Consider the following 22819-nt stretch of genomic DNA (forward strand, 5'->3'; position numbering starts at 1 on the left):
TTTTCTAAGAATGGTCGTGCTGGTAATATGAATATGAAGGTTCAGGATAAGAACAAAGAACATGCAAAAAGTAGTGTTAGGAGCAATCCCTGATGCCTATGTCCAATAGAGCAGAAATTAACCATCTGGTAAATGAAAATAAAATATCCAATGAAACAATGGATATAATGCCAATGGTAATTCTTTTTTTGGATACGAAATGTAGTGTTTCATTTGTTAACAAAAGAATTCTTGAATTGACCGGCTATAAAGAAAAAGAGATTTCAGGGACGCAATGGTTTGACGTACTGGTACCTCATGAATTTAAATCTGAATCTCGTTCTATATGGGATAAATTCATTTCTGGCGAAATAACTTCTGTCGGGGATCTTGAAATTCCCCTTCTGAAAACAGATGGCACAAAAATTTCTGTTCTTTGGAATGCCGTTTCACTTACAAATGATGGTCTTTTTAAGGGTATTATTATTTCAGGTGAAGAAATTCCCCAACAAAAAATCTCCCGGAAAGAACTTGAAGAAAGTGATCTCCTTTTCAAAAGAGTGGTAGAATTATCTCCTATATCTGTTGCTTTGTTGGATTCTAATTTTAGCCCAATTTATTTTAACAGGAAATTCACGGAAACTTTCGGTTACACTCTTGAAGATGTACCGGAAATGGATCAATGGTGGGAGTTTGTGCATCCCAATCAGGAACGTAGAAAAACAATCTTTGAATCCTGGTGTTCAAACCAATCTTCGTCATGGGATGAAATAAACAATGTCGATACTAAAGAATGTAGGATATTGTGCAAAAATAATTCTGTAAAAGATATATTGTTCAATTTTGCAAAAATAACAGATAGTGTATCTATCCTTGTTTTTAAAAATATAACTGAAATGAAAGCTGCAAAGAAAGCTTTTTTCTTAGATGAACTGAGGTTAGAGGCCCTTGTTGAGCTTAATCAATTTACCGGTTCAACAACAAACAATGAACCTATCTCAAAACGTCTCTTGAACTTTATTCCAACATAATAGAAAACATGCAATATCCAGTAGTCCCTTGAAAACAACATAAGCCTTTCATATCTACTTGCTATTTTTCTGAATCCCATTTTCAACCATGCAAAGAAACGTTCTATTGTCCCTCTTTTACGATATGACTCATACTCGAATCTTGTAGGTCTTCCTCTTTTTGGATATTTCTGATTCCTGATATTAACAGGAATGTTACTTTTGATTGCCCGATGTCTCAAGTATTTCCTGATGGCCACATCATCATAAGCAGAATCTGCAAGTACTTCCAATGGTCTTGTTTTTGGCCTTCCAGCAGTTTTGACCTTGATACTTTCCATGATCTTAACAAACTGCTGCCTATCATGTGCTTTTCCAGAAGCTATCAGAACGGTCAAAGGAAAGCTTTCAGAACTTACACAAACATGTATCTTTATTCCATTTCTTTTTTTGTGGCCGTTGTATTCGGAATTTTCTCCCCTTTTTTTGTTTCGATGAAACTACTATCAACACATACAAGATCCATGGAGAACTTACCTTTTTGGTAAGCGGAATCCCGAAGGGATTCCATAATCTCATTCCACACTCCTTCCTCTGACCACCTTTTTAGCCTTCTCCAAGCAGTTGCTCTGGAACCATAGCTAGCTGGCATATCCCCCCATCTACAACCGGTTATCAGAACAAAGAGAATACCATTGATGACCTTACGGTCATCAGCTCTCTTTCTTCCAGTTATTGGTTGTGGTGGTAAATGCGGTCGAATAAATTTCCATTGCACATCAGAAAGTTTTCTGAATTCCATTCATATCCCCATAATAAAATACAAAGAAGTAGTATTTATAGTTTTGAGATAGGTTCAATGTCATAAATTTCTCGCTTGAAAAAGCTGTTGAGCTCACAGAAAGCCAGGTTGGATATATTGCTTTTATAAATGAAGATGAGGCCACTACAAATGTGTATGACCCATCAAAAAAAGCAGTGGAACTTTGTGGAATTGATAACATAAGTACTATCTTCAGTTTTGAGGAAATGGGACTTTGGGGCGAACCTATACGACAGCGAAAACCAGTAGTAACGAATGATTATGCACGGGATGGTTCCTTTAAAAAAGGACTACCTAAAGGTCATATGGATATCCGAAACCATCTTGGAATTCCTGTGTTCGATAATGACAGGATCGTTATGATTGCAGGTGTGGGAAATAAAGACAGCGATTATAACAGTTCTGATATAAGGCAAATGACGCTTCTTATGCAAGGAACATGGAAGCTCCTGCAGAAAAAACAAAATGAGGACCAAATAAAAACATATTCAGAGGAGCTGGCTGAAAACTATAAGGAACTTGAATCGCTGGATCGTATGAAAGATGAATTCATGGCAAATATAACTCATGAACTAAAGACCCCCCTTATTCCTATCAAAGGGTACAGTGAACTTCTTTTCGATGGACACCTTGGAACCATGGAGGAAGAACAAAGGAAGGGAGTAGGAATTATTTTGCAGAATGCTAAGAGATTGCATAAATTGATAGATTCCCTGTTGTATATGCAGAATATTCGTTCAGGGAATATACAGTATCATCTTGATTCTATCGATATTGTCAATGTGCTTGACAAAGTAACTGATGATCAGTTCTCTATGCGAAATGAAAAAAGTCCGGTTTTGAATAAAGAATATGTTTCACCTCTTCCCTTTGTTTGTGGCAATGTAACCTATCTGGAACAGGTATTTTCCCATATACTTGAAAATGCATTCAAATTTACATCTTCCGAAGGTTCGGTAACTGTGGCTGCATTTCAAGAAAAGGACAATGTACATGTTGTTGAGGATTTCGATATTCCCTCATTTTAGATCATTAAAGTATTCAAACTCAATTATATCCTCTCATTTTTTATCATTTTGTTTAATTTCTCTTCATTAATCCTTATTTTTAGTATAGCTCCCGCTATCCTAAATTACTCCTTTGGTTTTTAGTGTCCTCAATTGATGCAGATTAAAACAAAAAGCTGTCATCAACATTTTTGCATTCACTCTTTCTACAGTTGTAACAAGAACCTTTCTGGTTTTAAATATTTCTTTTGTCACTGCATACACTCTTTCGCAAGGGACTCTTTTCACACTTATTCTTTCATTTCTGAGGATATCCATTATTCCTAAAGGATGTCCTCTTACAGCTCGTTGCATTGTTGCTGCAAAACCTTTTGCTATTGCTCCAAAATATCCTTTATCTCTATACACCACTTCACCCTTTTCAGACAGATCAACCTGTGAATCGTGAAGTGATGCAGTTGTTGTCTCAAATCTTCTGATTAGTTCATAATCCTTATCAATAATTGTATGAAGTTTGTATCCAAAGTGAGATTTACCATTTTTCTTAGTCCAGGTTCCATCTTTGCTTCTTCTTGTTTTCGCATCTTTTCCTCTGAGTACATCTGCTTTTGCATGTCCTGGATCTGAGTGAATAAAAGTTGCATCCTGGATCATTCCTTTTTTAATCTTCAAACCAAGAGCATCAAGCTGATTCTGCATTTCATCCCACACCGCTTTTTCTTTACCATTGTCGATAATTCTCTTCCTGAATGACCAGACAGTTGTACTGTCTGGTACATATTCAGGAAATCCCAGGAATTTCCTAAAGGATATCCTGTCAATACACTGCTTTTCAAGCTCAGCATCAGAAAGACCATGCCATTGTTGCAGAACAAGCATCTTGAACATTACAATAACATCAGCTTCAGGCCGTCCGCCTGAAGCTGTTCTGTTTATGTACATTGACTCCAGAATAGGGCGAAAAGGCTTCCAATCTACTAAATATTCAATTTCAGCAAGCTTATCTCCGACAGATTGGAGACGCTTATATTCTTCATTTAAGGCAAAATCAGTAAAAGAATCCATAATAGTAAATTTGCTTTGCTATTATTTAAATTTTATTGAATTGTATGAGTATTGATGGTAGTTTATCGAAATCCTCTGTTGTAAAAGATACTGGAATAGGTATTCCCAAAGATGAAATAAAACATATTTTCAAAAGGTTCTATCAGATGGACGGTTCTCTTACACGTCGATATGGTGGCAACGGTCTTGGATTATATCTATGTAAGGGTATAGTGGAGGCACACGCTGGTTTTATCTGGGCAACAAGTGAAGAAGGCAAAGGGACTGAGATACATGTGCTTCTTCCAGCAATTAATGATGAAAAATCCTGATCATCAGAGAATCATTTAACACTGATCAGTCATATTTGCTATTGGTTCAATGAGTACTGAATACACTAAAATGGTTATAGGTATTGACGATACGGATTCAAGGGAAGGTATGTGTACTACCTACCTCTGTGCTCTTTTAAGGGATGAGCTTTCATCTTTTGCAAATATCATAGCAGAACCTATACTTGTCCGCCTTAATCCTACTATTCCATACAAGACCCGTGGGAATGCATCTGTAGCGTTGTTTGTGCAGTGCAAAGAACCAGGGAAAGTAATGGAACATGTGCTCCAAAGGGTTACTTCCATGGCGTGCATGGAGAATGAGAACACCAACCCTGGTGTGGTTTTTATTACTGATGATCAGTTCGACAAGGTTAGAGATACACTGAGCGATTTTTTCAGGCGTGCTGTCAAAGAAGTGATAACAATAGATGAAGCGAAAAAACTGGCTTCAGAACTTGACATCACATTTGAAGTATTCAAGAATGGCCGTGGACTTATCGGTGCTCTTTCTGCATGTGGTGCAATTCTAAGTCCTGATTGGGATCATACATATGAGTATCTTGCATACAGAGAAACAGACGTATGGGGTACCCAGCGCTGCGTTGATGAAGATTCTCTCTTTGAAGCTGATGTACAGACATATCCCGATACATGGGACACCGTTGATATAAAAAATAACATGGTAGTTTGCGTACCTCACTCTGGCGATCCTGTCCTTTACGGAATAAGGGGAAGGAATGCATCTTCTGTGGAAAGGTCTGCATCCTTTGTTAGTTCCGAACCGGTGGAACGTATATGCAGATATAAGACAAATCAAGGTACTGATATGCATCTGATCCCGGTATCAACAATCAGTGATATTCAGGAAATGCATTCCTATATTCTGGAAGGAGTGGTGTTTTGCGAACCAAAGACAATCAAGGGAGGGCATACTATCTTCTCTCTGAAGGATGCTGTTGGGGATACAATTGACTGTGCTGCCTTTGAGCCTACAAAGAACTTCAGGGAACTTATACGCAAACTGATCCCAGGTGATGTGGTTGTTGTCTATGGCAGTGTTACTGAAAGAACAGTTAATATTGAAAAAATTAAGATAACCGGGCTTTCTCCAAAATATGAGGTTAAAAATCCGGTATGCACTTCCTGTGGAAAGAGAATGAAATCTGCTGGCTCAGGTCAGGGCTACAGATGCAAAAAATGTAGCACAAGGTCTGATGTTACAGAACGATTAGAAGTGAAAAGAGAAATTGAAGCTGGATTCTATGAGGTTCCACCCTGTGCAAGAAGGCATCTTGCAAAGCAGCTTCTGAGATTTGAAGAAGAGAATCTGCCCGTTTTCCCTGGCAGATAGTCTTTATCTTTGCTTATCTAAGAGAGTTAAGTTCTGCTATTGCAGGAGCTTTTTGTTTGTGGAGGTTTACATTAATGCGTTTTACCACTGAATCTCTCTGGGTGCCTGTTAGGCCAAGTGTATTCTGTGCAACCTGTGGGCTTTCTCCTTCCAGTAAAAGAGCAAGGAACCTGTCAACCAGTTCATATGTGATGCCAAGCTCATCCTCGTCGGTCTGGTCTGCCCATAACCTTGCAGAAGGAGCTTTTGTGATTATCTCTTCCGGAACTCCCATGAGTGCTGACATCTCTTTGACCTCTGTTTTATAGAGATCACCTATTGGTTCAATGTCAACACCGCCGTCGCCGTATTTTGTAAAGTAGCCAAGCAGTATCTCCGTTTTGTTGCCTGTTCCCATGACCATCCTTCCCATGATATTGGCATAATAATAGAGTATTGACATGCGTATCCTTGCCTTTAGGTTACCGTTAGCATGTGAATTGAAAGCTGAACTCTCTGGAATTGTGTTCATATATCCGGAAAGTATCTCTGATATATTTACAGTCTTGAATTCGATACCAAGGCGTTCTGCAACCTCCGTTGCATCAAGAACATCTTCCGCAGGGGTGAGATTGAGCTCAGGCATGTGGATTCCCAGCACATTCTCTTTACCAAGGGCTTCAACAGTAAGGTATGCTGTCAAAGCTGAATCAATACCCCCGCTAATTCCTACAACAGCTCCTTTTACTCCTGCTTCCTTTGCTCTTTCCCTTATGAAATCAACAATAATATCCTTGGCTTTACTGATGTCCATGTTACCAGACCTGCTATTTTAGAGACTATCGGCAATTATGCTTAATCTTTTTTGCCCTGGGATATTGACAATTTTATACCCTCGTCGGTTATATCATAAATAATAGGATCTAGTGAAATTTCTGTTCCTCTCATCTTGGGAATATGCATGAAGCGCTCCATTTTTCCTGTATATGGATTTTCCTTAACCATCAATTTGATTGTCCCGTATGTGGAGTACTCGGCAATCCTGTGCGTGAGTTCATGGGCCGTTCCATCCATCATCAACAAAGATGTCATTTTTTGATTTGACAGTACATATGCCAATTTCTCAATTTTGTCTTTGAATGTTTTCAAATCCATCCCTATTGAAAAAGTGCCCATGTTATCAAGAACAACGACCTCAGTATCTTCCTGGATGATGTGTCCAAGGTTGTTCAGGTCGTCTATATACATGCTGATATTGTTATACCCATCAGTTACATTTTTTGCTCTCATTTCAAGGAAGTGTATCATAGATAGCTGCTTGTTCTCAAAGAAGGGCTCAAGATCAAAACCCAACATTTTTGCATGGAGAAGTATCTTTTCAGGTGTCTCTTCAGTAGCTATCATCATACATTTCTTGCCTTGTTTGCATGCATTGTAAAGGAATTGGATGCATAAAATAGTTTTACCAGTTCCGGGTTCTCCTGTTATGAGAACACACTCTCCTTCAGGAAAGCCTCCTTGTAATCTTTTATCCAGGTCAATATTTCCACTTGATATTCTTGTCATAATTTATCATTTCCTTTCTTCTTTATACAACGTATAATTATATATTTGATTTGCATATTCTTCGGGGGATAAGAAGTGTGTTCATTTTTGAAACTGACAAAGAATTAATCTATGTTCAGACGGTATTTGTTATTACATGGAATATTACATTGCAGATTCTGCGGTCTTCATAATGGGGGTCGGAATCGAACCTCACAGAATAATTACTATACCTTCAGTTATCAATGAACTCAAAAGTAATGAGGCATCAATGCGTTTTGAGCTCGCCCGTGAAAGTGGGGCACGTGTGGAAATGCCGGAGGATAGTTTTCGAAAGTCTGTCTTGGACATCGCAAACAAAACACGGGATGCCGAGGAATTATCGGCAACAGATATAGATATACTTTCCAAGGCCCTTGAGTATGGGAATGAAGCTGTGTTGTTCTCCGATGACTATGCAGTTCAGAATGTTGCGGAAGTGTTGGGCATAAAAGTAATGCCTGTGGTTCAGAAAAAGATACGTGATGTGCTCCAGTGGGAAAAAGAATGTACGGGATGCCGCAGGCGCTTTGACACCGGAGAAGTCTGTGAGGTTTGTGGGTGTACCTTGAAAAAAAGGCGTAAAAGAAAAATATAACATCTTTCACATGTATTAGGAACTAATGAATCTTATCTTACGATAGCGGGGTTCACATGAAGAATATTGATAAATTGATCCAGAAAGCTGAGGAGTTGCAGGCTAACGGGCTTGTTACAAGGCAGATAGCAGATGAATTGAATGTTTCAAGGGACACGGTTACATGGCTTTTGACCCGTTCCAAAAAAGAAGAGGTTCCTCCTGCTCCCAAGGACATCTCCGTTAACTGGAGCAATATCGGCACAAGTGCTTTCAGACTCCGCCACATTGGTATTGCTCTTTGTGATATGGTACTTGATTCCCTGGAAAAAGCAGGCACCCAGGCAGAAGTCATTGTCGGAATCGGCCTTAGTGGTGTTCCCCTTGCGAGTCTCATGGCGGATGAACTTGAGCTTGAACTCTCTGTCTACCACGCGTACAACGAGCAAAGTGAAGAGGCGCAGACCAGAGGTGCGTTCAGCAGAAACTTTGCAAGTATTAAAGACAAGAAATGCGTGATTGTTGACGATGTCATTACAACAGGAAGCACAATGAATGATGTAATCGATCACCTGAGGATAGCAGGTGCTAAACCGGTTGCAGTTGCAGTTCTTGTTGATAAAAGTGGTTCAACATCACTCTCTGAGGTTCCGATACATGCCCTTGTAAGTATTGTACGTGTGGACTGAATATAAAAAAAAGAATTTAAGGTCAATAGATATTAAGGTAGAAGTATTAATCTACTTCTACGACTCCTATTTTTTCTGCAAGCTTGGACAGGACGTCGGTACGCATACCTTCCACGAACTTGATGCTGCCTACGACAAGGTGACCTCCTCCGTTGACTCCGCCGCCTTTTACTTCGTCATGGAGTTCCCTTACCATCTGTGGGATATTCATCCTGACGCCCTTTGAACGAATGACTGCAAAGTCAGGACCATAACCCAGGGTTATCACAGGTTTGCCTTCAAATTTTTTGCACAGGCGGTCATGGACTTCTCCTGACGTCTTTCCCGGTGGAGGGAAGGTGAATTTGTGGGCATAGTTCTCGACATCCAGGACATTCAACAGTGCTCCGTTTGGAAGTGTCTGCGTTTTAACGTGGGCCATGCATACGTCTATCTGCTCATCTATCATCTCGTTTGCCTGCTCACACAGTAGTTTCACGAGATTCTTGTGTACTTTTGTATCACCAAAGTTGAGTATGTCATCAAGTATACCTTTTCCGTTGTTGAACTTGAGCCAATATGCTTCAAAGTCAAGTGCAAGAGCAATATCTTTCAAATCCTGCAAGGAGTATGTGTCCGATACCATCTCGATATACTTTTTCGCCTCTTCAGCCTCAGAACGGTCCCCAACGGCCGCAACTGCAGGCAGATGCTTTATCTGCTCCTCAACTTCCGGGTTTATCATGCGTGCTACTTCTGTACACAACATTCCTGCTGTCATGCCAAAGTCGCCGCCAACGTGTGCGGGGTTCACATGTGCTATAAGGTAATCGTCAACTTCTTTGTCCGGATGATGGTGGTCCACTACGACCATCTCGATGCCGTATACCCTGGCCTGTTTCATGGCAGGCACGTCCTCAAGTGTAGAACCGTTGTCGACACTTACGACAAGGGGCATCTTCTGGCCGTGACGTGCTGCATCTTCAAGTGCAAAACTTATGTCACGTACAACATCCGTTATCTCATAGAAAGGTGCCTTGGAAGGGGCTCTCTTGTAAAAATAGTATTCTCCGTCCTGGCCGTTAACTTCACGTATAAGGGGTAAAATTGCTTTTTCAATTGCTATGGCGGCTGTCATTCCGTCTGCATCCGCATGGTGGCGGAGCAGTATGGGAATCGATTTGATGACTGCCTTGCGTATCTCCTTTGCAACTTTCATCATGGCGGGCCTGAGTTTCTCAAGAACTTCACTTTCTACCATATATTCTATATCATAGGGTTCTGCCCTGCTGTCAATGGCAGCTTCTATGCGCTGAAGTATCTCTGTTTCTTCTGGTCCGTTTAGTCTTTTAAGGCTCTGGATCTCAAGTTGTACGCTGTCACCACGGGAAGTTATCTCTCCTGTTGCAGAAACAATCATATCCGAGCTTATGTGCGGGTAGGCTCTTTCTCCTGCACTCTCAAAAGCAGCAGCAGATACCTGACCTGTCTCGTCAGCAATGGTAAATATGGTCGGTCCTGCAGTTTGCTTTACCTGTATGACCTCTCCCTGGATCTTTACCGTTTTGCCCACCATCTGGGTGACTTCACTTGCAAGTTTTATAGGGAGTTCTTTTTCAAGTTCCACGGTCTCGTATTCTTTGAGCTTACGGGGTACCAGATCCATTTTACCTCTTGGTTTTATTTCCTTGAGGCCTACAATTACAGCTTCTCCTACTTCCAGTGGTCCACTCATATTGCTGGAATGTATCAGTCCTCTGAGACTGGAGTTCATGTCGACGAAAACTCCAAAATCAGCAAGGTTCCTGACAACCGCGTGGTAATACTTCCAACTTCAAGTTCATCCAGAGTACATGAGTTGTCAAGCTTGTACACGATCTGTTTCTTTGTACATGAGGAACAAACTTCATTTCCTTCATAAAGCCTGTCCATAGGTGTTCCACATATCTTACACTTGTAAAAAACACCTTTACCGGAGCATGCAGCGCATGTCTCCCTTTCCTCTATCTCTCCGCTTCCTTCACAGTTAGTACAGGAAGAGCCATTCTCCAAAAAACTGGCCATATCCTTCTCGGAAAGTTTCATAAGATCTATAGATTTTGATTTCCCAGCCCCTTTGCATTCGGGGCATTTATTTGAGCCGACGACCTTGTAGCCTTTTCCGCCGCACTCCTGACATTTTTCGCTCATTATATCAAGTCTTAAATGGTGTATGTTAGATTTATGTCTTTGCGTGTGTTCAAGAGATAAAACGGACCAATAATTATATATTCTATTTATATATTGCTCGCTTGCTATCGTTTCAAAAAGCTAGTTTGAAATTATTAACATCAAAATCAATCACATTAATAAAGAATAAAATAGTTCTATTGTTTGCTGGGCCTGAAGGTTATTGATCCAATGATAACAATTTGCTATCATGCTTTCGTGTACAATCCCCTCAAACCAGATTTCAGGCCCGTCTCCTATAAAAATCTCAGTTCTTGTTTTTGTGTTCCTCTTCTTATATTATTCTAAATTCTTTCCTGGTAGTCACCGATATATTCATAAGAAACAGGTTCTTTATATGTACTGTACTTAAAATTCTTCAGGAGAGTGGTTACATGCCTTTAGTTGATTTTATTTTACCTTTAGCTATTGTGGCAGTCTTTATACTGTCAAAAGCGATACAGATAGTAAAGGAATATGAACGTGTGGTAATTTTCCGTTTAGGGCGATTGAGTGGGGTGAAAGGCCCCGGTCTGTTCTTCATCATCCCTATCATAGATACGGTGGTGAAAGTGGACCTTCGTGTGGTTACCATAGATGTTCCCAAACAGGTGGTTATCACCAAGGACAATGTCACCGTTGCAGTTGATGCTGTTATTTATTACAAGGTTATAGAGCCCTCAAAGGCTGTCAATGAAGTTGAGAACTACAGGTATGCTACATCGACCCTGTCCCAGACAACCCTCCGTGATGTAATCGGTCAGATCGAACTGGATGATGTTCTGTCCAAGAGAGAGGAAATAAACCTTCAGATACAGGAACTGTTGGATGCTTCCACGGATCCCTGGGGTATCAAGGTTACCAATGTAACGATAAGAGATGTGAGCATTGACGAGACAATGCTGCGTGCAATTGCAAAACAGGCAGAGGCAGAACGTGAGAAGCGTGCCCGTATGATCCTTGCAGACGGTGAGTTCAATGCTGCTGAGAAGATGAAGGAAGCTGCACGCCTGTACGAGGAAGTGCCGGTTGCCATCAAACTAAGGGAACTGCAGACATATGCGGAAATAGCAAGGGAAAAGAACATGATTGTTGTAGCCAACTCTGCCAATGTTGGAGAGGTAGCGGCACTTTCAAAGGCGTTTGCTAAGAAAGAGTGAAGGGAGGAAACATGAGACACAAGTGCTGGTTCTTCCTGAGCACTTTTCTTTTTTTGACATTGACTTTGTCCCTGTTCTCAGGTATGGCCTGTGCTGCCGGGCAGGAGAAAGTACTGGTTCTTGAGATATCCGATTCCATCACACCGGTCACTGATGATATTGTTGCCGATGCTATCGCTTTTGCGGAAAGGGAGGATTATGAGGCTCTTGTAATAACGTTGAATACTCCCGGGGGGGGTCTTGATGAGACTCTCAATATTGTGGAGCAGATTGCAGTTACCGATGTGCCTGTGATCGGCTATGTTTATCCGGAGGGTACGCAGGCATGGTCTGCCGGGACGCTCATTCTTATCAGTACGGATATTGCTGCAATGGCTCCGTTTACTGTCATCGGCTCTGCCCAGCCTGTGACCGTGACTCCAAGTGGTACTGAACCTGTTAATGATTCCAAGGTCGTAAATGCCCTGGTGACACGTGCAACTGAGAATGCCGAGAAACACGGTCGTAACCAGACTGCTGCTGCCGAGTTCATTACTGAGAACCTGAATCTTGATGCTGATACTGCCCTTGAATATGGGGTGATAGAGTATGTGTCTCCATCCGTCGAGGATCTGATGTCACAGGTTGATGGGGTAGAGGTTAAAGAAAGAGTGCTCAACACAGGGGGGGCGGATATCACCTATTATGAACCGTCTCTGCGCCTTGCTTTCATGAATATCATATCCAACCCTATTGTCTCTTCGTTGCTGCTGTTATTGGGTATCTATGCGATAATACTCGGGATCTCAAATCCCGGATTTGGTGCAGAACTGTTCGGAGTCGTGGCTATTGCACTTGGTCTCATAGGTACCGGTTTTGATGTTAGCATCGGGGCTGTTTTCCTCATCCTGGTAGGTATTGGTCTGCTAGTGCTGGAATTTCAGGCACCGGGTTTCGGGATATTCGGGATTGCAGGGCTTGTGTGTATTGTTGCTGGAAGCGTGCTTCTTGCTCCAACGGATTTCCCGCGAAACTACACTCCTGCGGACTTCCAGAGGACGTTGATAATCTCAGTCTCAGCTCCGACTATTATCCTCGGGCTTTTCCTTGTTTTTGTCATTTACAAGGTGGTTGAGGTCAGAAAGAGAAGACCGTTGTTCGGTGAACTGGTTGGTGACAGTGCGCAGGCTCTTGACCCAATAGGCAATGGTCAGGAAGGGTACGTTCTCCATCATGGGCAATACTGGAAAGCACGCTCATCGGGTGTAATTGAAAAAGGCGATAAAGTGACAATAATTGAAAAAGATGGTGTGGTGCTTGTGGTTGAGAAATTAGAGAAAGAGGGTGAATTAGATAAGTAATATAAGGAAAATAAGAAAGGTAAAACCTTTCTATTTTCTTTTTACCATCTCTATTACACGTCTTTTCTTTTCGATGGCATTGAGTGCTGCTGTATCAATGGCTTTTTGCATCTCTGCAAAGTCACGGGGCTCTTCTTCGCCTATCATTTTTTTGATGGGTGTGTATGCGGATTCCCTGAAGCGTGGGGTGAAGTCCTTGACCTCTCCGTCAATTGTTATTTCAGAGCCTGTGCCTTCCACTACTTTTCCGATAACAGCAACATCTACATCTGCACTTCGTATGGTCTTCATTATATCTTCGGCATATTCCTCAGGTGCAATTATGAGCAAAGCATCAAGGGAGACTCCCAGATAGTCGATTTCCAGGGATTCGAGCATGTCAAGTACAACGGGGTTAACAAGCTTTCTCATTTCCTGCTCCCGGAATACCAGCCTGACGCCTGCGGTTCTTGATATCTCCTTTGCGTCACCGCGTATACCGCCGTTGGTTACGTCTGTCATTGCGTGTATATGTTTTACAAGTCCTGAGTCCAGGAGTTTTTCACATGCTTCCAGGAACTTTATGTTGATTGTCTCGTCAACAACCTCGTGCATTCCGTAGTACAGTGCTGCTGTGGATATGGTGCCTCCGCCTGCTCCTTCGGTCATGAGGATTACATCACCGACCTGAGTCTGCTCGCGTGCGGTGAGGTCTGATGAAACACCCACTGCTCCGACGCCACCTGTCATGCGTTCACCGATGACCATGTCACCGCCTATCCTGAGAGTACTTCCGGTTATGAGTGGTATCCCGGAAAGTTCGGCAACGGCTGTGATGCCTGCGATGTGGTCCAGTATCTTGCCGACGTCCCCGTCATCAGCTACGTGGATGTCCGAGAGCATTGCCACGGGACGTGCACCCATTACGTATACATCCCTCAGGGCTGCACGGGCTACGTGGAAACCTGCAAGGAAGGGGAAGTCGCTTAAGCGGGAATGTATCCCGTCAACGGTCAGTATGATGTATTCTCCGGCTTCCTTTGTCTTGACAACACCTGAGTCATCAAGGTGTGTGGTGTCAACCACAGCATTGGTCTTGCCGATGACTTCCGCTATCTTTTCATGGGTATAGAAATCGCCGATGCCTCTTGAACCTACACCGAATTCTCCCATGCTGATGCCGGATATGGTGGGCTCGAGCACATCTCCTTTCAGATCAAGGGTAGCTCTGGCTTCTGTGATTGTTGCCTGTGCAAGTTTACGTGCATGTTCAGGACTTGTCTTCTTTACTTCAAGTATCCTGGCAATGAGTTTGTCTTCGATGTCAGACTCGTTGTTTTTAAGTCCTCTTTTTGCGTAGCCTTCGATGTCCATGTTTGCCTCTTTTTAACACATTGCCACGAAGTTTTCGAGCATCTTCAGGCCCATATCTCCGCTTTTTTCCGGGTGGAACTGCGTGCCTATGACATTACCTGCGTTGTTGACTACAGATGCTGCAAAGTCTGTGCCATAATCACATGATATGAGTGTGTTCTTCTCTCCGGTGTCCACAAAATATGAGTGAACAAAGTAAACAAAGGACCCATCGGGTATGCCTTCGAAAAAAGGATGTTTGCTGTTTATACTGATGGAATTCCAGCCCATGTGGGGAACCTTGAGATCGGAATGCGGAAACCTCTGGACCTCACCTTTGATAAGATCAAGTCCGGGCGTGTGGCCGCCTTCTTCTGACTTGCTCATTAGTATCTGCTGTCCAAGGCAGATTCCAAGCATTGGCTTCCCGGAATCCACATACTCGTTTATGGTATCAAGCAGCCCTGCAATGTTCTTCATTGCATCTTTGAATGCGCCGACTCCCGGCAGGATGACCCCGTCTGCGCTTTTAATTTCGGCAGGATCACTGGATATGACTACATTGGCACCTGCGTATTCAAGCCCCTTGAGAACACTTCTGAGGTTACCGAGTCCGTAATCGATGATGACAATCTTTTTCATGAAGATTTAAAGCAGGGTTTTGGTACATGAATGTAACGATGTGGGTTTTTGATGAACATGGTTGCTTAATCTTATATGAGTCTTCTTTTTCAAAAAGCAAGCAATTAAGCGTTTCAACTTTCTTTTATATACTTGAAACTCAAACATCATAGTATGCATCTTAGTATCCATTACATGCCTGTCCATTTTGCATGGTATCCTCGTTTTCTATGGTCACACCATTCAAAAAAATCAAATGTTAGGTTTTTGAATCCAATTTATTTTTTCTTTAAGGATGTGTTACTTGGTAACAATTGATTCCAATGCCGACTGGAATAACTATAGTTCACAGTAGTTGTTTTTGTCGCAGTGTTCGGTATATTGGTTACTGTTAGTTCACTAGAACTCGATTTAACTATCAAGTACATTTGTTCTGTTTTTGTTATCGGCATCCTCTATGCCATGTGGCTAGGAGTAAGACTAAATAGGCTAGAACGTCTTCATGGAAAGAAGAAGCAGAAATAATTCATGATTTCTTTTTCATTATATGATGTTTTTTGGACTTGTCAAATTCTTTATGTCTTTAATGTCTCTATTGATCCTGTTTTTCATCTAAATCATTCAGGACACAATATAAAAATCAGGAACAAAACAATAAATTTATATCTGATGTGCCTTTCCTTGCATTCGGTGATTTTTTGACCATTCTTGAAAAACTCTTCAATGATGATAGGGCCATCGAGCTTCCTATTAATATAGTAGTCATGCTGGTGGTTGGAATGGGCTCACCGATATAATGCCGTACCCTCTCACCGTGCTACGTTAAGACCTAATAGCACATATATTTTATCGCAAAATTAGTAATTATAATTTCAAAATAGGCTTCCGTTCACAAGGAAAATGCTGAGGAAGAGCCCTGCAACGGGAGTCCAAAGCCTCACTCTTTCACGTTACTACAGTAACGCCTCATGATACATATATTTAATCAAAGGTAAAGTTATCATGATTCTCAAATTGGCTTCTGGTTACTAGGAAAATGCCGAGGTTGGGAACGGCAAGATGATTATAGTTATTAACTTAACATTTTCAACTTATTATCCAGAAATGTCTCAATCCATTTTCTTGCGAAGCTAATCTTCGATGAACAATCAATAAACTCCTCAGCAATCAGATTTTTCATATGATCCAGATCTTTCACAAAATTGCGAGAAATAATTCTTTTGACACTTTTCCAGATGAATTCGATTGGATTCAAGTCGGGTGAATATGGAGGTAAATAGACCAATTCAATATCATTTGCCTGTGCAAATTCCACTGTATATTTTGCTCGATGTGATCTAAAATTGTCGAGAATAATTACGATTCTCTCTCCCATGTTATTGTTTTTAACAGCTGATAAAAACGAACATACATCCTCCTTGGTTGAATGTTCTTTGAAATCAATAACAGAATTACCATTCAATGCATAAAAACCGAAGGAGTTTGCTTTTATCCTGGTTGTGTTTTTGAAGATGGCAGGTTTATTGAAAGACCATAAACGAACCGTATTTGATGTTGTTTGGGGAGATGATTCATCAAGAAATCCGATAACGCAATCATCATCGATTAACGGTAAGTTTTTTTTAAACAATCTTCTGCATTTTGTGGTCTTCGATAATCATGCGCATATGGTTTGGCATGATGCATGCCAAACTTCTTCAAGATCACTAGTATTTGCTTAATGGTGTATTGAACCTTAAATTCATTATAAATGAGTTCCTGAACTTCTTTTGTAGACCAATCATCTCTTTCATGTAACATGTCCCTTAGTTTTTCTTTTTGATCATCAGTGAGTTTGGAAGGACATCCTCCTGAAAACCTAGGCTTTAATCCTTCATATCCGTCTTGATTCCACCGCTCTTGCCATTGATATGCAACGGGTTTTGATATCCCTACAAGTTTAGCTGCTTCATTAACAGAAGCTCCTTCATAACGATGTTTAACAAAATATAAACGTTGTAGAACTCGTGTGTCTTTCTCTAATGACTTAATATGTTTAAGCAATTCTTCTGATGAAAGATGATGCTTTATCGGAATTTGTTCGGGTTTAGCCATACAGTATTGTTATACTCAATTAGTATTAAAAGTTTGGTTAATAACTATAAAAGCCCACACAATAAATCAGGATTTTTCTTTATATATGCATTGTGGGTAGAACAGACTGCTTTTCCTCATCTACATTGTCAGTGATCTCTTCCATAGTCACAAATTTGAAGATATGTTTCTTATGACTATAATGCATTGAGCCGTTTCCATGTATCATTCCGATATGCCAATTATAGGAACTAATAGAATATAGTCTGAGAATAATGCAAAGTATTTGGTTATTATTGAGTGTTTGAATTAGGTCAATTGTGGCAGGAACAAAAAAAGTAAAATTATAGAAAGCACTGTAATTAGATATCATCATAGTGATAGTTTATATCGAATGTTAATAGATAGTAATATACTTAAAAAGGAATGAACATGGCAAAAATAGTTTTTACTTTAAAGAAAGGGGAAGCAAAAGGTTTTGTCTTAACACAGGGACAGAAAGTTAAAATTAGGTGTCAAGACGGTGGTCAATTATCTGATTTGGTTTTCTTAAATTACCATCAAGGAATAACTCTTGATAGAATTCGACGATTTATATTAAAAGATGGAGATGAATTATTTGATGTTAACGAAGAAGCTGTTCTTAAAGTGATCTCAATTAATTCTAAAGCTGACACCAATATCCTGTATCCAGGTTGCAGGAGAAAAATTTATAGTGAACATTTTGGGAAAGAAAAAGATGGGTGTAGAGATATTCTTGCCTCTGCTCTTGGAATTCAAACAACAGACCTACCAAGCACTATTAATTTATTCATGGATTTTGAGTTAGATTCTATCAAATACACATTCAAAACAAAGACCACACGAGCAAAAAGTGATGATTCAGTATCTTTTTTAGCTCTCAAGAATTGCACAGTTGCAATATCTGCTTGTCCGTGTGAACCAGATTCATGTTCAACTAAAGGAGACATAATGGTTGAAGTGACATGACTGCTCTAATGATAGGTATTTCAAGCTTAGTTACTGTAGATTCTAGCGCCATTAATGATATTGGAAACATTATTACGTCCGTTCTTACACTTTTAATTGGATATGCATTAACAAGACGAGCTTACATAAGGTGGAGAAAACAGTTATATTGTTACTTATGTGTTCTTTGGATTTCAGTTATTATTATAAATTTAACTTTAGTTCCTGATCTTTTAATTTCTCTACTGTTTATTACATTAGTCATTGTAGCACTTCTGCTAAGAATTTTCTATCATATAATTTGCCTTGAATTGATTGGTTTTTCAAAGGATACTGTAGAATCTAATAAAAATATAACCAACATAAAGCTATCTCCTCCTGAATTTAATATGGAGTGTTTAGATAAAGTGATAGAATCAGCTAAGAATCAAGCTACAGATGCTAAGAAACAATTTCATCCTTATCCTATTATATTGGCAGCAGATGAAAGCTGGAGACCCTGGCAAGTGGCAGAAAATTTAGTTAGTCCATACCTCAATGAAGAAAGTGGTGTAATCTATTTCACATTTGCACGACCTCATGAGAAAATAAAAAAAGCTCTTGAAGATAAGATAAAAAAGAGTAATGAAAATGCGAATAAAAAATGGGTAGAAAATAAACTGAAAAATGTGGTTATAATTGATTGTTACAAGAAATTAACATCAGAAAAGAAAGAAAAGAAATATCATATTAACCTCAATAGACCCTTTGATCCAATTGTTAAGGAACCAGTTTTAATAGCAGATCCTAGGAACCCTCATCTTTTGAACAAAAAATACGAGGAAGCACTTCAGCGTATTCTGAAAAATAAAAAATGTTCTAAAATCTGTGTTGTTTATGATTCCTTATCAGATTTCCTATGTTTCACGGATAGAGAAATCGCAATTCAATATCTCAGACACAATATGTACTGGGAAGAAAAGCATAATATTTCTTCTCTCTATATTCTCCGGCTTGGAACACTAGATAAATTATATGAAGAATATCTTTTGTGGTTTGCTAATGTAGTTATCTATCTTGAAAATAAAAATGGAAAACCGGTAATGAGAACAAGTGGATTACTATCTGGACCAACATGTACTGATATTAATTACAATTTTGAGTCAATAAACAAGAATCATTTCGATTACACTTATTCATAACAAAAAATCTACCGTTCGACTACTTTTATTCTTCAAATGCTCTATCAACGATGCTACCCTTTTCTTTGCATCTTCGGTTTCCTTTTCATCCTTACTTATACCAGTCTCCAGAATATCTCCTTCTTTTAATCCAGTCGGAAGGAGATATATAGGAAAATCGATTTTATTCGACTCTTCATATCTCACAAAGAGAACTGTGAAATTTCCTTCCACTCTATCCAGTGACATCTTGAAATTACTATTCATCATTATTCCTCCTCTGCAGTTTCTACAGTGTATTCATTCCTATCAGTCTTAACGATAATATCGCCGTCAAGATCAGTTAGGTATACTTTACATCCAAAAAGATTTAACCTATCAATATTGGATTTAATAATCTTAGAAAGTATAAATCCCATATAATTTGTTTTTATTAAATAATAACAATTCAAAGCAAAAAATAAATCTTTTATACTTTAACAGAAACACTTCATAAGAAAATGATAATGCATCTCAGAAAGTAAGATGCATCATCATTTTAATAGCATATTGATTCGTAATATGCACCCAGGTTACATCATGAGAGATAATAACGTATTCCTTACTCCTATTTTTACTTGTAACATAGTTGAAAACACCGATGGTCATCTAATGAGAGCTTGGTGATGAAATGGCCCTTAAAAAATCCGAACTATACTCTTCCCTTTGGTCCAGCTGCGATGAACTGCGCGGTGGGATGGACGCCAGCCAGTATAAGGACTATGTACTCGTCCTGCTTTTTATTAAGTACGTCAGTGACAAATACGCCGACATACCCTTCGCCCCTATCAGTGTCCCGCCAGGTGCCAGCTTTAAGGACATGGTAGCACTTAAGGGTCAAACTGACATAGGCGACCAGATAAACAAGAAGATAATCGCTCCCTTGGTCAATGCGAACAAGCTGTCCGATATGCCGGATTTCCATGATGCCAGCAAGCTTGGCAGCGGCAAGGAACAGGTGGACAGGCTTACCAATCTCATAGCTATTTTCGAGAACCCCGCGCTTGATTTCTCGAAGAACCGTGCTGAAGGCGATGATATCTTGGGCGACGCTTACGAATACCTTATGCGTCACTTCGCAACTGAGAGCGGCAAAAGCAAAGGCCAGTTCTATACTCCTGCCGAGGTCAGCTGTATCATAGCACAGATACTTGGCATCCGTAATGCAAATACCACCAGCTCCACCACTGCCTATGACCCTACCTGCGGTTCCGGTTCACTGCTGCTGAAGGTTGCAGACGAGGCAAGAACAAAGCTAACCCTGTACGGTCAGGAAAAAGATGCTGCAACGTCCGGTCTCGCTCGCATGAACATGATCTTGCACAACAATCCCGAAGCCCTTATCGTGCAGGGTAACACTCTGGCCGAACCAAAGTTCAAGGATGGGGAAACTATCAAGACCTTTGACTATGTTGTCGCTAATCCACCTTTCAGTGACAAGCGATGGAGTACCGGACTTGATCCTCTTAAAGACGAACACGATCGTTTCAAGCCTTTCGGAATTCCTCCCGGCAAGCAGGGAGATTACGCCTATCTATTACACATCGTCCGCTCTCTCAAGAGCACAGGTAAGGGTGCATGTATCCTGCCTCATGGTGTTCTTTTCCGTGGCAATGCTGAGGACCTTCAGGACATAGAAGGTCACCTGCACGGTGGCATTCCATGTGCTGATATCGATGCACTCCAAAGGTACTGGGATATTTGTCCACAGCTTCGGCAGGCATTGTTCAAAGAGAAGCGTCATGGCTATCTGGAGCTTGCCGTGGACAAGTCTGCTATCAAATCCAGCATCTACGAGCATCCGGAGTTTGCTGCTTCTATTGATGGAATGAATGCACACTTTGCTGAATGGCGTGAGAAGTCTTCAGTCACACTGCGCCAGTTGAAGGTCGAAAGTCACCCTAAGGAGATCATAGCAGAACTCTCCGAAGACTTGCTTGCACATTACGCAGACAAGCCTCTCATCAGCCAATACGATGTGTACCAGCACCTGATGGATTACTGGGCTGAAACAATGCAGGATGATTGCTACATGATCTCTGATGATGGCTGGAAGGCTCAGACCTATCGTATTATAGAGAAGGACAAGAAAGGTAAGGAAAAAGACAAAGGTTGGACCTGCGACCTTGTTCCTAAAGCTCTTATCGTGGCTCGCTACTTTGCTAAGGAACAGGCGATTATCGACCAGCTCACTGCTGAAATGGAAAGCGCTACCGCCAGCAAGACCGAACTTGAAGAAGAGCAGGGAGGCGATGAGGGTGCTTTCTCCGAACTCGACAAGGTGAACAAGGTCAATGTTACCGCCCGCCTGAAGGAGATTAAAGGTGCTAGGGAGGCAAAGGAAGAGACTGCAGAGCTTGTGATTAAGAAGCTTAAAATGAAAAAGTTGATGTAAAATTAGATTTAGCCGTAAAATATAACATATATGTGAAATAAAGTAACTTCCAAAAAATGTTATAGAAATTTGAGTGGGAGTGGCATGGTGGATATAAAACCGTTTAATGTAATGAATTTTAAAAATTGTTTGAAACTAACTTTGTTATTGGTATTGATTATTGCAACAATGTTTTCTGGCTGTACTGATACTGAGAATCCAATTGATACAGAAAACGAGGAAAAAACCGAAGAAATGTTTCCTGATACAAAGTCATATGACATTGATGATGATCCTCTCTATAAACTCGTAGATGAAACCGATGAGTCTGACGATGGAGAGATAGCTGAAACAAAAACAACCACTAATGAAAAATCAGGTGAACCTGAAAATGAACCAGTTGCGCAACCTGCTGTAGCTGAAGAACTTGAGGATAATAACCCCAAGACCTATACCAACTCTATTGACATGGAATTCGTACTCATTCCGGCAGGCGAGTTTGAGATGGGCTCTCCATTATATGAAGAAGACCGGTATGATAATGAAGGTCCCGTTCATGAGGTAACTATCGGGCAAGCCTACTACTTTGGTAAGTATGAGGTGACCCAGGAACAGTGGGGTGAGGTGATGGGCGATAATCCGTCTTATTTTGATGGTGACAGCAATCCTGTGGAAAAAGTTTCATGGAATGATGTGCAGGAGTTCGTTAAAAAGTTAAACAACATGGAAGGCACGAATAAGTACCGTTTGCCGTCCGAAGCCGAGTGGGAGTATGCCTGCAGGGCGGGCACGACCATGAGATATTCATTTGGAGATAGTGTGTCTGATCTGGGAGAATACGCCTGGTATAAAAACAATTCAGGGAGCAAAACTCATCCGGTTGGACAGAAGAAACCCAATCCCTGGGGACTGTACGATATGCATGGCAATGTCTGGGAATGGTGCCAGGATGGATGGCATAGTTATTATGAAGGTGCTCCTACAGATGGTAGTGCATGGGAAGATGGTAGTGGCTCGCTCCGGGTCTCTCGTGGCGGTAGCTGGTTCAACAACGCCGAGAACTGTCGGTCAGCAAATCGCTACGAATACGCCCCGTACTCCCGGTACTTCAACTTCGGTTTCCGTCTACTCAGGGAAATGTAATTACTTACTGCGTTACCACTTTACAACTTTATTGTAGAATAGG

The 22819-nt window shown here is 40.8% G+C and carries 20 protein-coding genes and 2 pseudogenes; 12 read left to right on the top strand and 10 right to left on the bottom strand.

What is annotated here, in order from left to right; all coding sequences use genetic code 11:
* The first annotated feature begins 98 nt into the window (after nt 1-98).
* Nucleotides 99-1010, top strand: coding sequence for a PAS domain-containing protein (locus V7O67_RS02220; RefSeq protein ID WP_342303668.1), 912 nt, complete (start codon nt 99-101; stop codon nt 1008-1010).
* On the opposite strand, the gene V7O67_RS02225 is transcribed toward V7O67_RS02220, so the two are convergent.
* Both V7O67_RS02225 and V7O67_RS02230 read right to left on the bottom strand, forming a co-directional pair.
* On the bottom strand, nt 941-1426 hold the full coding sequence (locus V7O67_RS02225) for a transposase (protein ID WP_406671412.1): 486 nt from the start codon (nt 1424-1426) through the stop codon (nt 941-943). The genes V7O67_RS02220 and V7O67_RS02225 overlap by 70 nt on opposite strands.
* Nucleotides 1423-1791, bottom strand: a complete 369-nt coding sequence (locus V7O67_RS02230; RefSeq protein ID WP_406670700.1) for a transposase — start codon at nt 1789-1791, stop codon at nt 1423-1425. Before V7O67_RS02230 ends, V7O67_RS02225 begins: the two co-directional genes overlap by 4 nt.
* Before the next feature lie 62 nt (nt 1792-1853).
* Between V7O67_RS02230 and V7O67_RS02235 the strand changes: the two genes are divergently transcribed.
* Nucleotides 1854-2840, top strand: a complete 987-nt coding sequence (locus V7O67_RS02235; protein ID WP_342306432.1) for a GAF domain-containing sensor histidine kinase — start codon at nt 1854-1856, stop codon at nt 2838-2840.
* A gap of 99 nt (nt 2841-2939) precedes the next feature.
* Here V7O67_RS02235 and V7O67_RS02240 read toward each other — a convergent pair whose 3' ends face one another.
* Entirely contained in the window at nt 2940-3884 is a 945-nt protein-coding gene (locus V7O67_RS02240; RefSeq protein WP_342303665.1) for an IS5 family transposase, read from the bottom strand.
* Between the two features lie 44 nt (nt 3885-3928).
* Here V7O67_RS02240 and V7O67_RS02245 point away from each other — a divergent pair, with 44 nt between their 5' ends.
* Both V7O67_RS02245 and V7O67_RS02250 read left to right on the top strand, forming a co-directional pair.
* Nucleotides 3929-4195, top strand: coding sequence for an ATP-binding protein (locus V7O67_RS02245; protein WP_342303664.1), 267 nt, complete (start codon nt 3929-3931; stop codon nt 4193-4195).
* 49 nt (nt 4196-4244) lie between these two features.
* Nucleotides 4245-5549 (top strand): tRNA(Ile)(2)-agmatinylcytidine synthase, encoded by a 1305-nt coding sequence (locus tag V7O67_RS02250; RefSeq protein ID WP_342303663.1) that lies wholly within the window; start codon nt 4245-4247, stop codon nt 5547-5549.
* Nucleotides 5550-5562: 13 nt separating this feature from the next.
* Here V7O67_RS02250 and V7O67_RS02255 read toward each other — a convergent pair whose 3' ends face one another.
* Nucleotides 5563-6342, bottom strand: coding sequence for an NAD+ synthase (locus tag V7O67_RS02255; protein ID WP_406670702.1), 780 nt, complete (start codon nt 6340-6342; stop codon nt 5563-5565).
* Between the two features lie 41 nt (nt 6343-6383).
* A complete protein-coding gene (locus V7O67_RS02260; RefSeq protein WP_406670703.1) occupies nt 6384-7094 on the bottom strand; it encodes an RAD55 family ATPase in 711 nt (236 codons plus the stop codon).
* A 136-nt stretch (nt 7095-7230) separates the two neighbouring features.
* Between V7O67_RS02260 and V7O67_RS02265 the strand changes: the two genes are divergently transcribed.
* Both V7O67_RS02265 and V7O67_RS02270 read left to right on the top strand, forming a co-directional pair.
* Nucleotides 7231-7710, top strand: coding sequence for an NOB1 family endonuclease (locus V7O67_RS02265; RefSeq protein ID WP_406670704.1), 480 nt, complete (start codon nt 7231-7233; stop codon nt 7708-7710).
* 56 nt (nt 7711-7766) lie between these two features.
* A complete protein-coding gene (locus V7O67_RS02270) occupies nt 7767-8378 on the top strand; it encodes an orotate phosphoribosyltransferase-like protein (RefSeq protein ID WP_406670705.1) in 612 nt (203 codons plus the stop codon).
* A gap of 46 nt (nt 8379-8424) precedes the next feature.
* Here the strand turns inward: V7O67_RS02270 and V7O67_RS02275 are convergent.
* Nucleotides 8425-10547, bottom strand: a pseudogene (locus V7O67_RS02275) (OB-fold nucleic acid binding domain-containing protein).
* Between the two features lie 413 nt (nt 10548-10960).
* Between V7O67_RS02275 and V7O67_RS02280 the strand changes: the two are divergent.
* Together V7O67_RS02280 and V7O67_RS02285 are read left to right on the top strand one after the other, a co-directional pair.
* Nucleotides 10961-11725 carry a slipin family protein gene (locus V7O67_RS02280; protein ID WP_406670707.1) on the top strand — a complete coding sequence of 255 codons (765 nt, stop codon included), beginning with the start codon at nt 10961-10963 and terminating at the stop codon, nt 11723-11725.
* Nucleotides 11726-11736: 11 nt separating this feature from the next.
* Nucleotides 11737-13065 carry an NfeD family protein gene (locus V7O67_RS02285; protein WP_406670709.1) on the top strand — a complete coding sequence of 443 codons (1329 nt, stop codon included), beginning with the start codon at nt 11737-11739 and terminating at the stop codon, nt 13063-13065.
* 30 nt (nt 13066-13095) lie between these two features.
* Here V7O67_RS02285 and V7O67_RS02290 read toward each other — a convergent pair whose 3' ends face one another.
* From V7O67_RS02290 to V7O67_RS02300, 3 genes and pseudogenes are all read right to left on the bottom strand, one after another.
* On the bottom strand, nt 13096-14418 hold the full coding sequence (locus tag V7O67_RS02290; protein ID WP_406670710.1) for an AIR synthase-related protein: 1323 nt from the start codon (nt 14416-14418) through the stop codon (nt 13096-13098).
* A gap of 12 nt (nt 14419-14430) precedes the next feature.
* Nucleotides 14431-15039, bottom strand: coding sequence for an imidazole glycerol phosphate synthase subunit HisH (gene hisH, locus V7O67_RS02295; RefSeq protein ID WP_406670711.1), 609 nt, complete (start codon nt 15037-15039; stop codon nt 14431-14433).
* A 1051-nt stretch (nt 15040-16090) separates the two neighbouring features.
* A pseudogene (locus V7O67_RS02300) lies at nt 16091-17112 on the bottom strand (IS630 family transposase).
* Nucleotides 17113-17523: 411 nt separating this feature from the next.
* Here V7O67_RS02300 and V7O67_RS02305 point away from each other — a divergent pair.
* Both V7O67_RS02305 and V7O67_RS02310 read left to right on the top strand, forming a co-directional pair.
* Nucleotides 17524-18081, top strand: a complete 558-nt coding sequence (locus V7O67_RS02305) for a DUF1989 domain-containing protein (protein ID WP_342303654.1) — start codon at nt 17524-17526, stop codon at nt 18079-18081.
* A gap of 8 nt (nt 18082-18089) precedes the next feature.
* Nucleotides 18090-19241, top strand: coding sequence for a hypothetical protein (locus V7O67_RS02310; protein ID WP_406670712.1), 1152 nt, complete (start codon nt 18090-18092; stop codon nt 19239-19241).
* Here the strand turns inward: V7O67_RS02310 and V7O67_RS02315 are convergent.
* Nucleotides 19236-19487, bottom strand: a complete 252-nt coding sequence (locus V7O67_RS02315; RefSeq protein WP_406670713.1) for a DUF3006 domain-containing protein — start codon at nt 19485-19487, stop codon at nt 19236-19238. The genes V7O67_RS02310 and V7O67_RS02315 overlap by 6 nt on opposite strands.
* 403 nt (nt 19488-19890) lie before the next feature.
* Here V7O67_RS02315 and V7O67_RS02320 point away from each other — a divergent pair, with 403 nt between their 5' ends.
* Both V7O67_RS02320 and V7O67_RS02325 read left to right on the top strand, forming a co-directional pair.
* Nucleotides 19891-21654 carry a class I SAM-dependent DNA methyltransferase gene (locus V7O67_RS02320; protein WP_342303651.1) on the top strand — a complete coding sequence of 588 codons (1764 nt, stop codon included), beginning with the start codon at nt 19891-19893 and terminating at the stop codon, nt 21652-21654.
* A 147-nt stretch (nt 21655-21801) separates the two neighbouring features.
* A complete protein-coding gene (locus V7O67_RS02325) occupies nt 21802-22776 on the top strand; it encodes a formylglycine-generating enzyme family protein (RefSeq protein ID WP_406670714.1) in 975 nt (324 codons plus the stop codon).
* Nucleotides 22777-22819: the final 43 nt, after the last annotated feature.

The sequence above is a fragment of the Methanolobus sp. ZRKC4 genome (genome assembly GCF_045291305.1).
Lineage (GTDB): Archaea > Halobacteriota > Methanosarcinia > Methanosarcinales > Methanosarcinaceae > Methanolobus.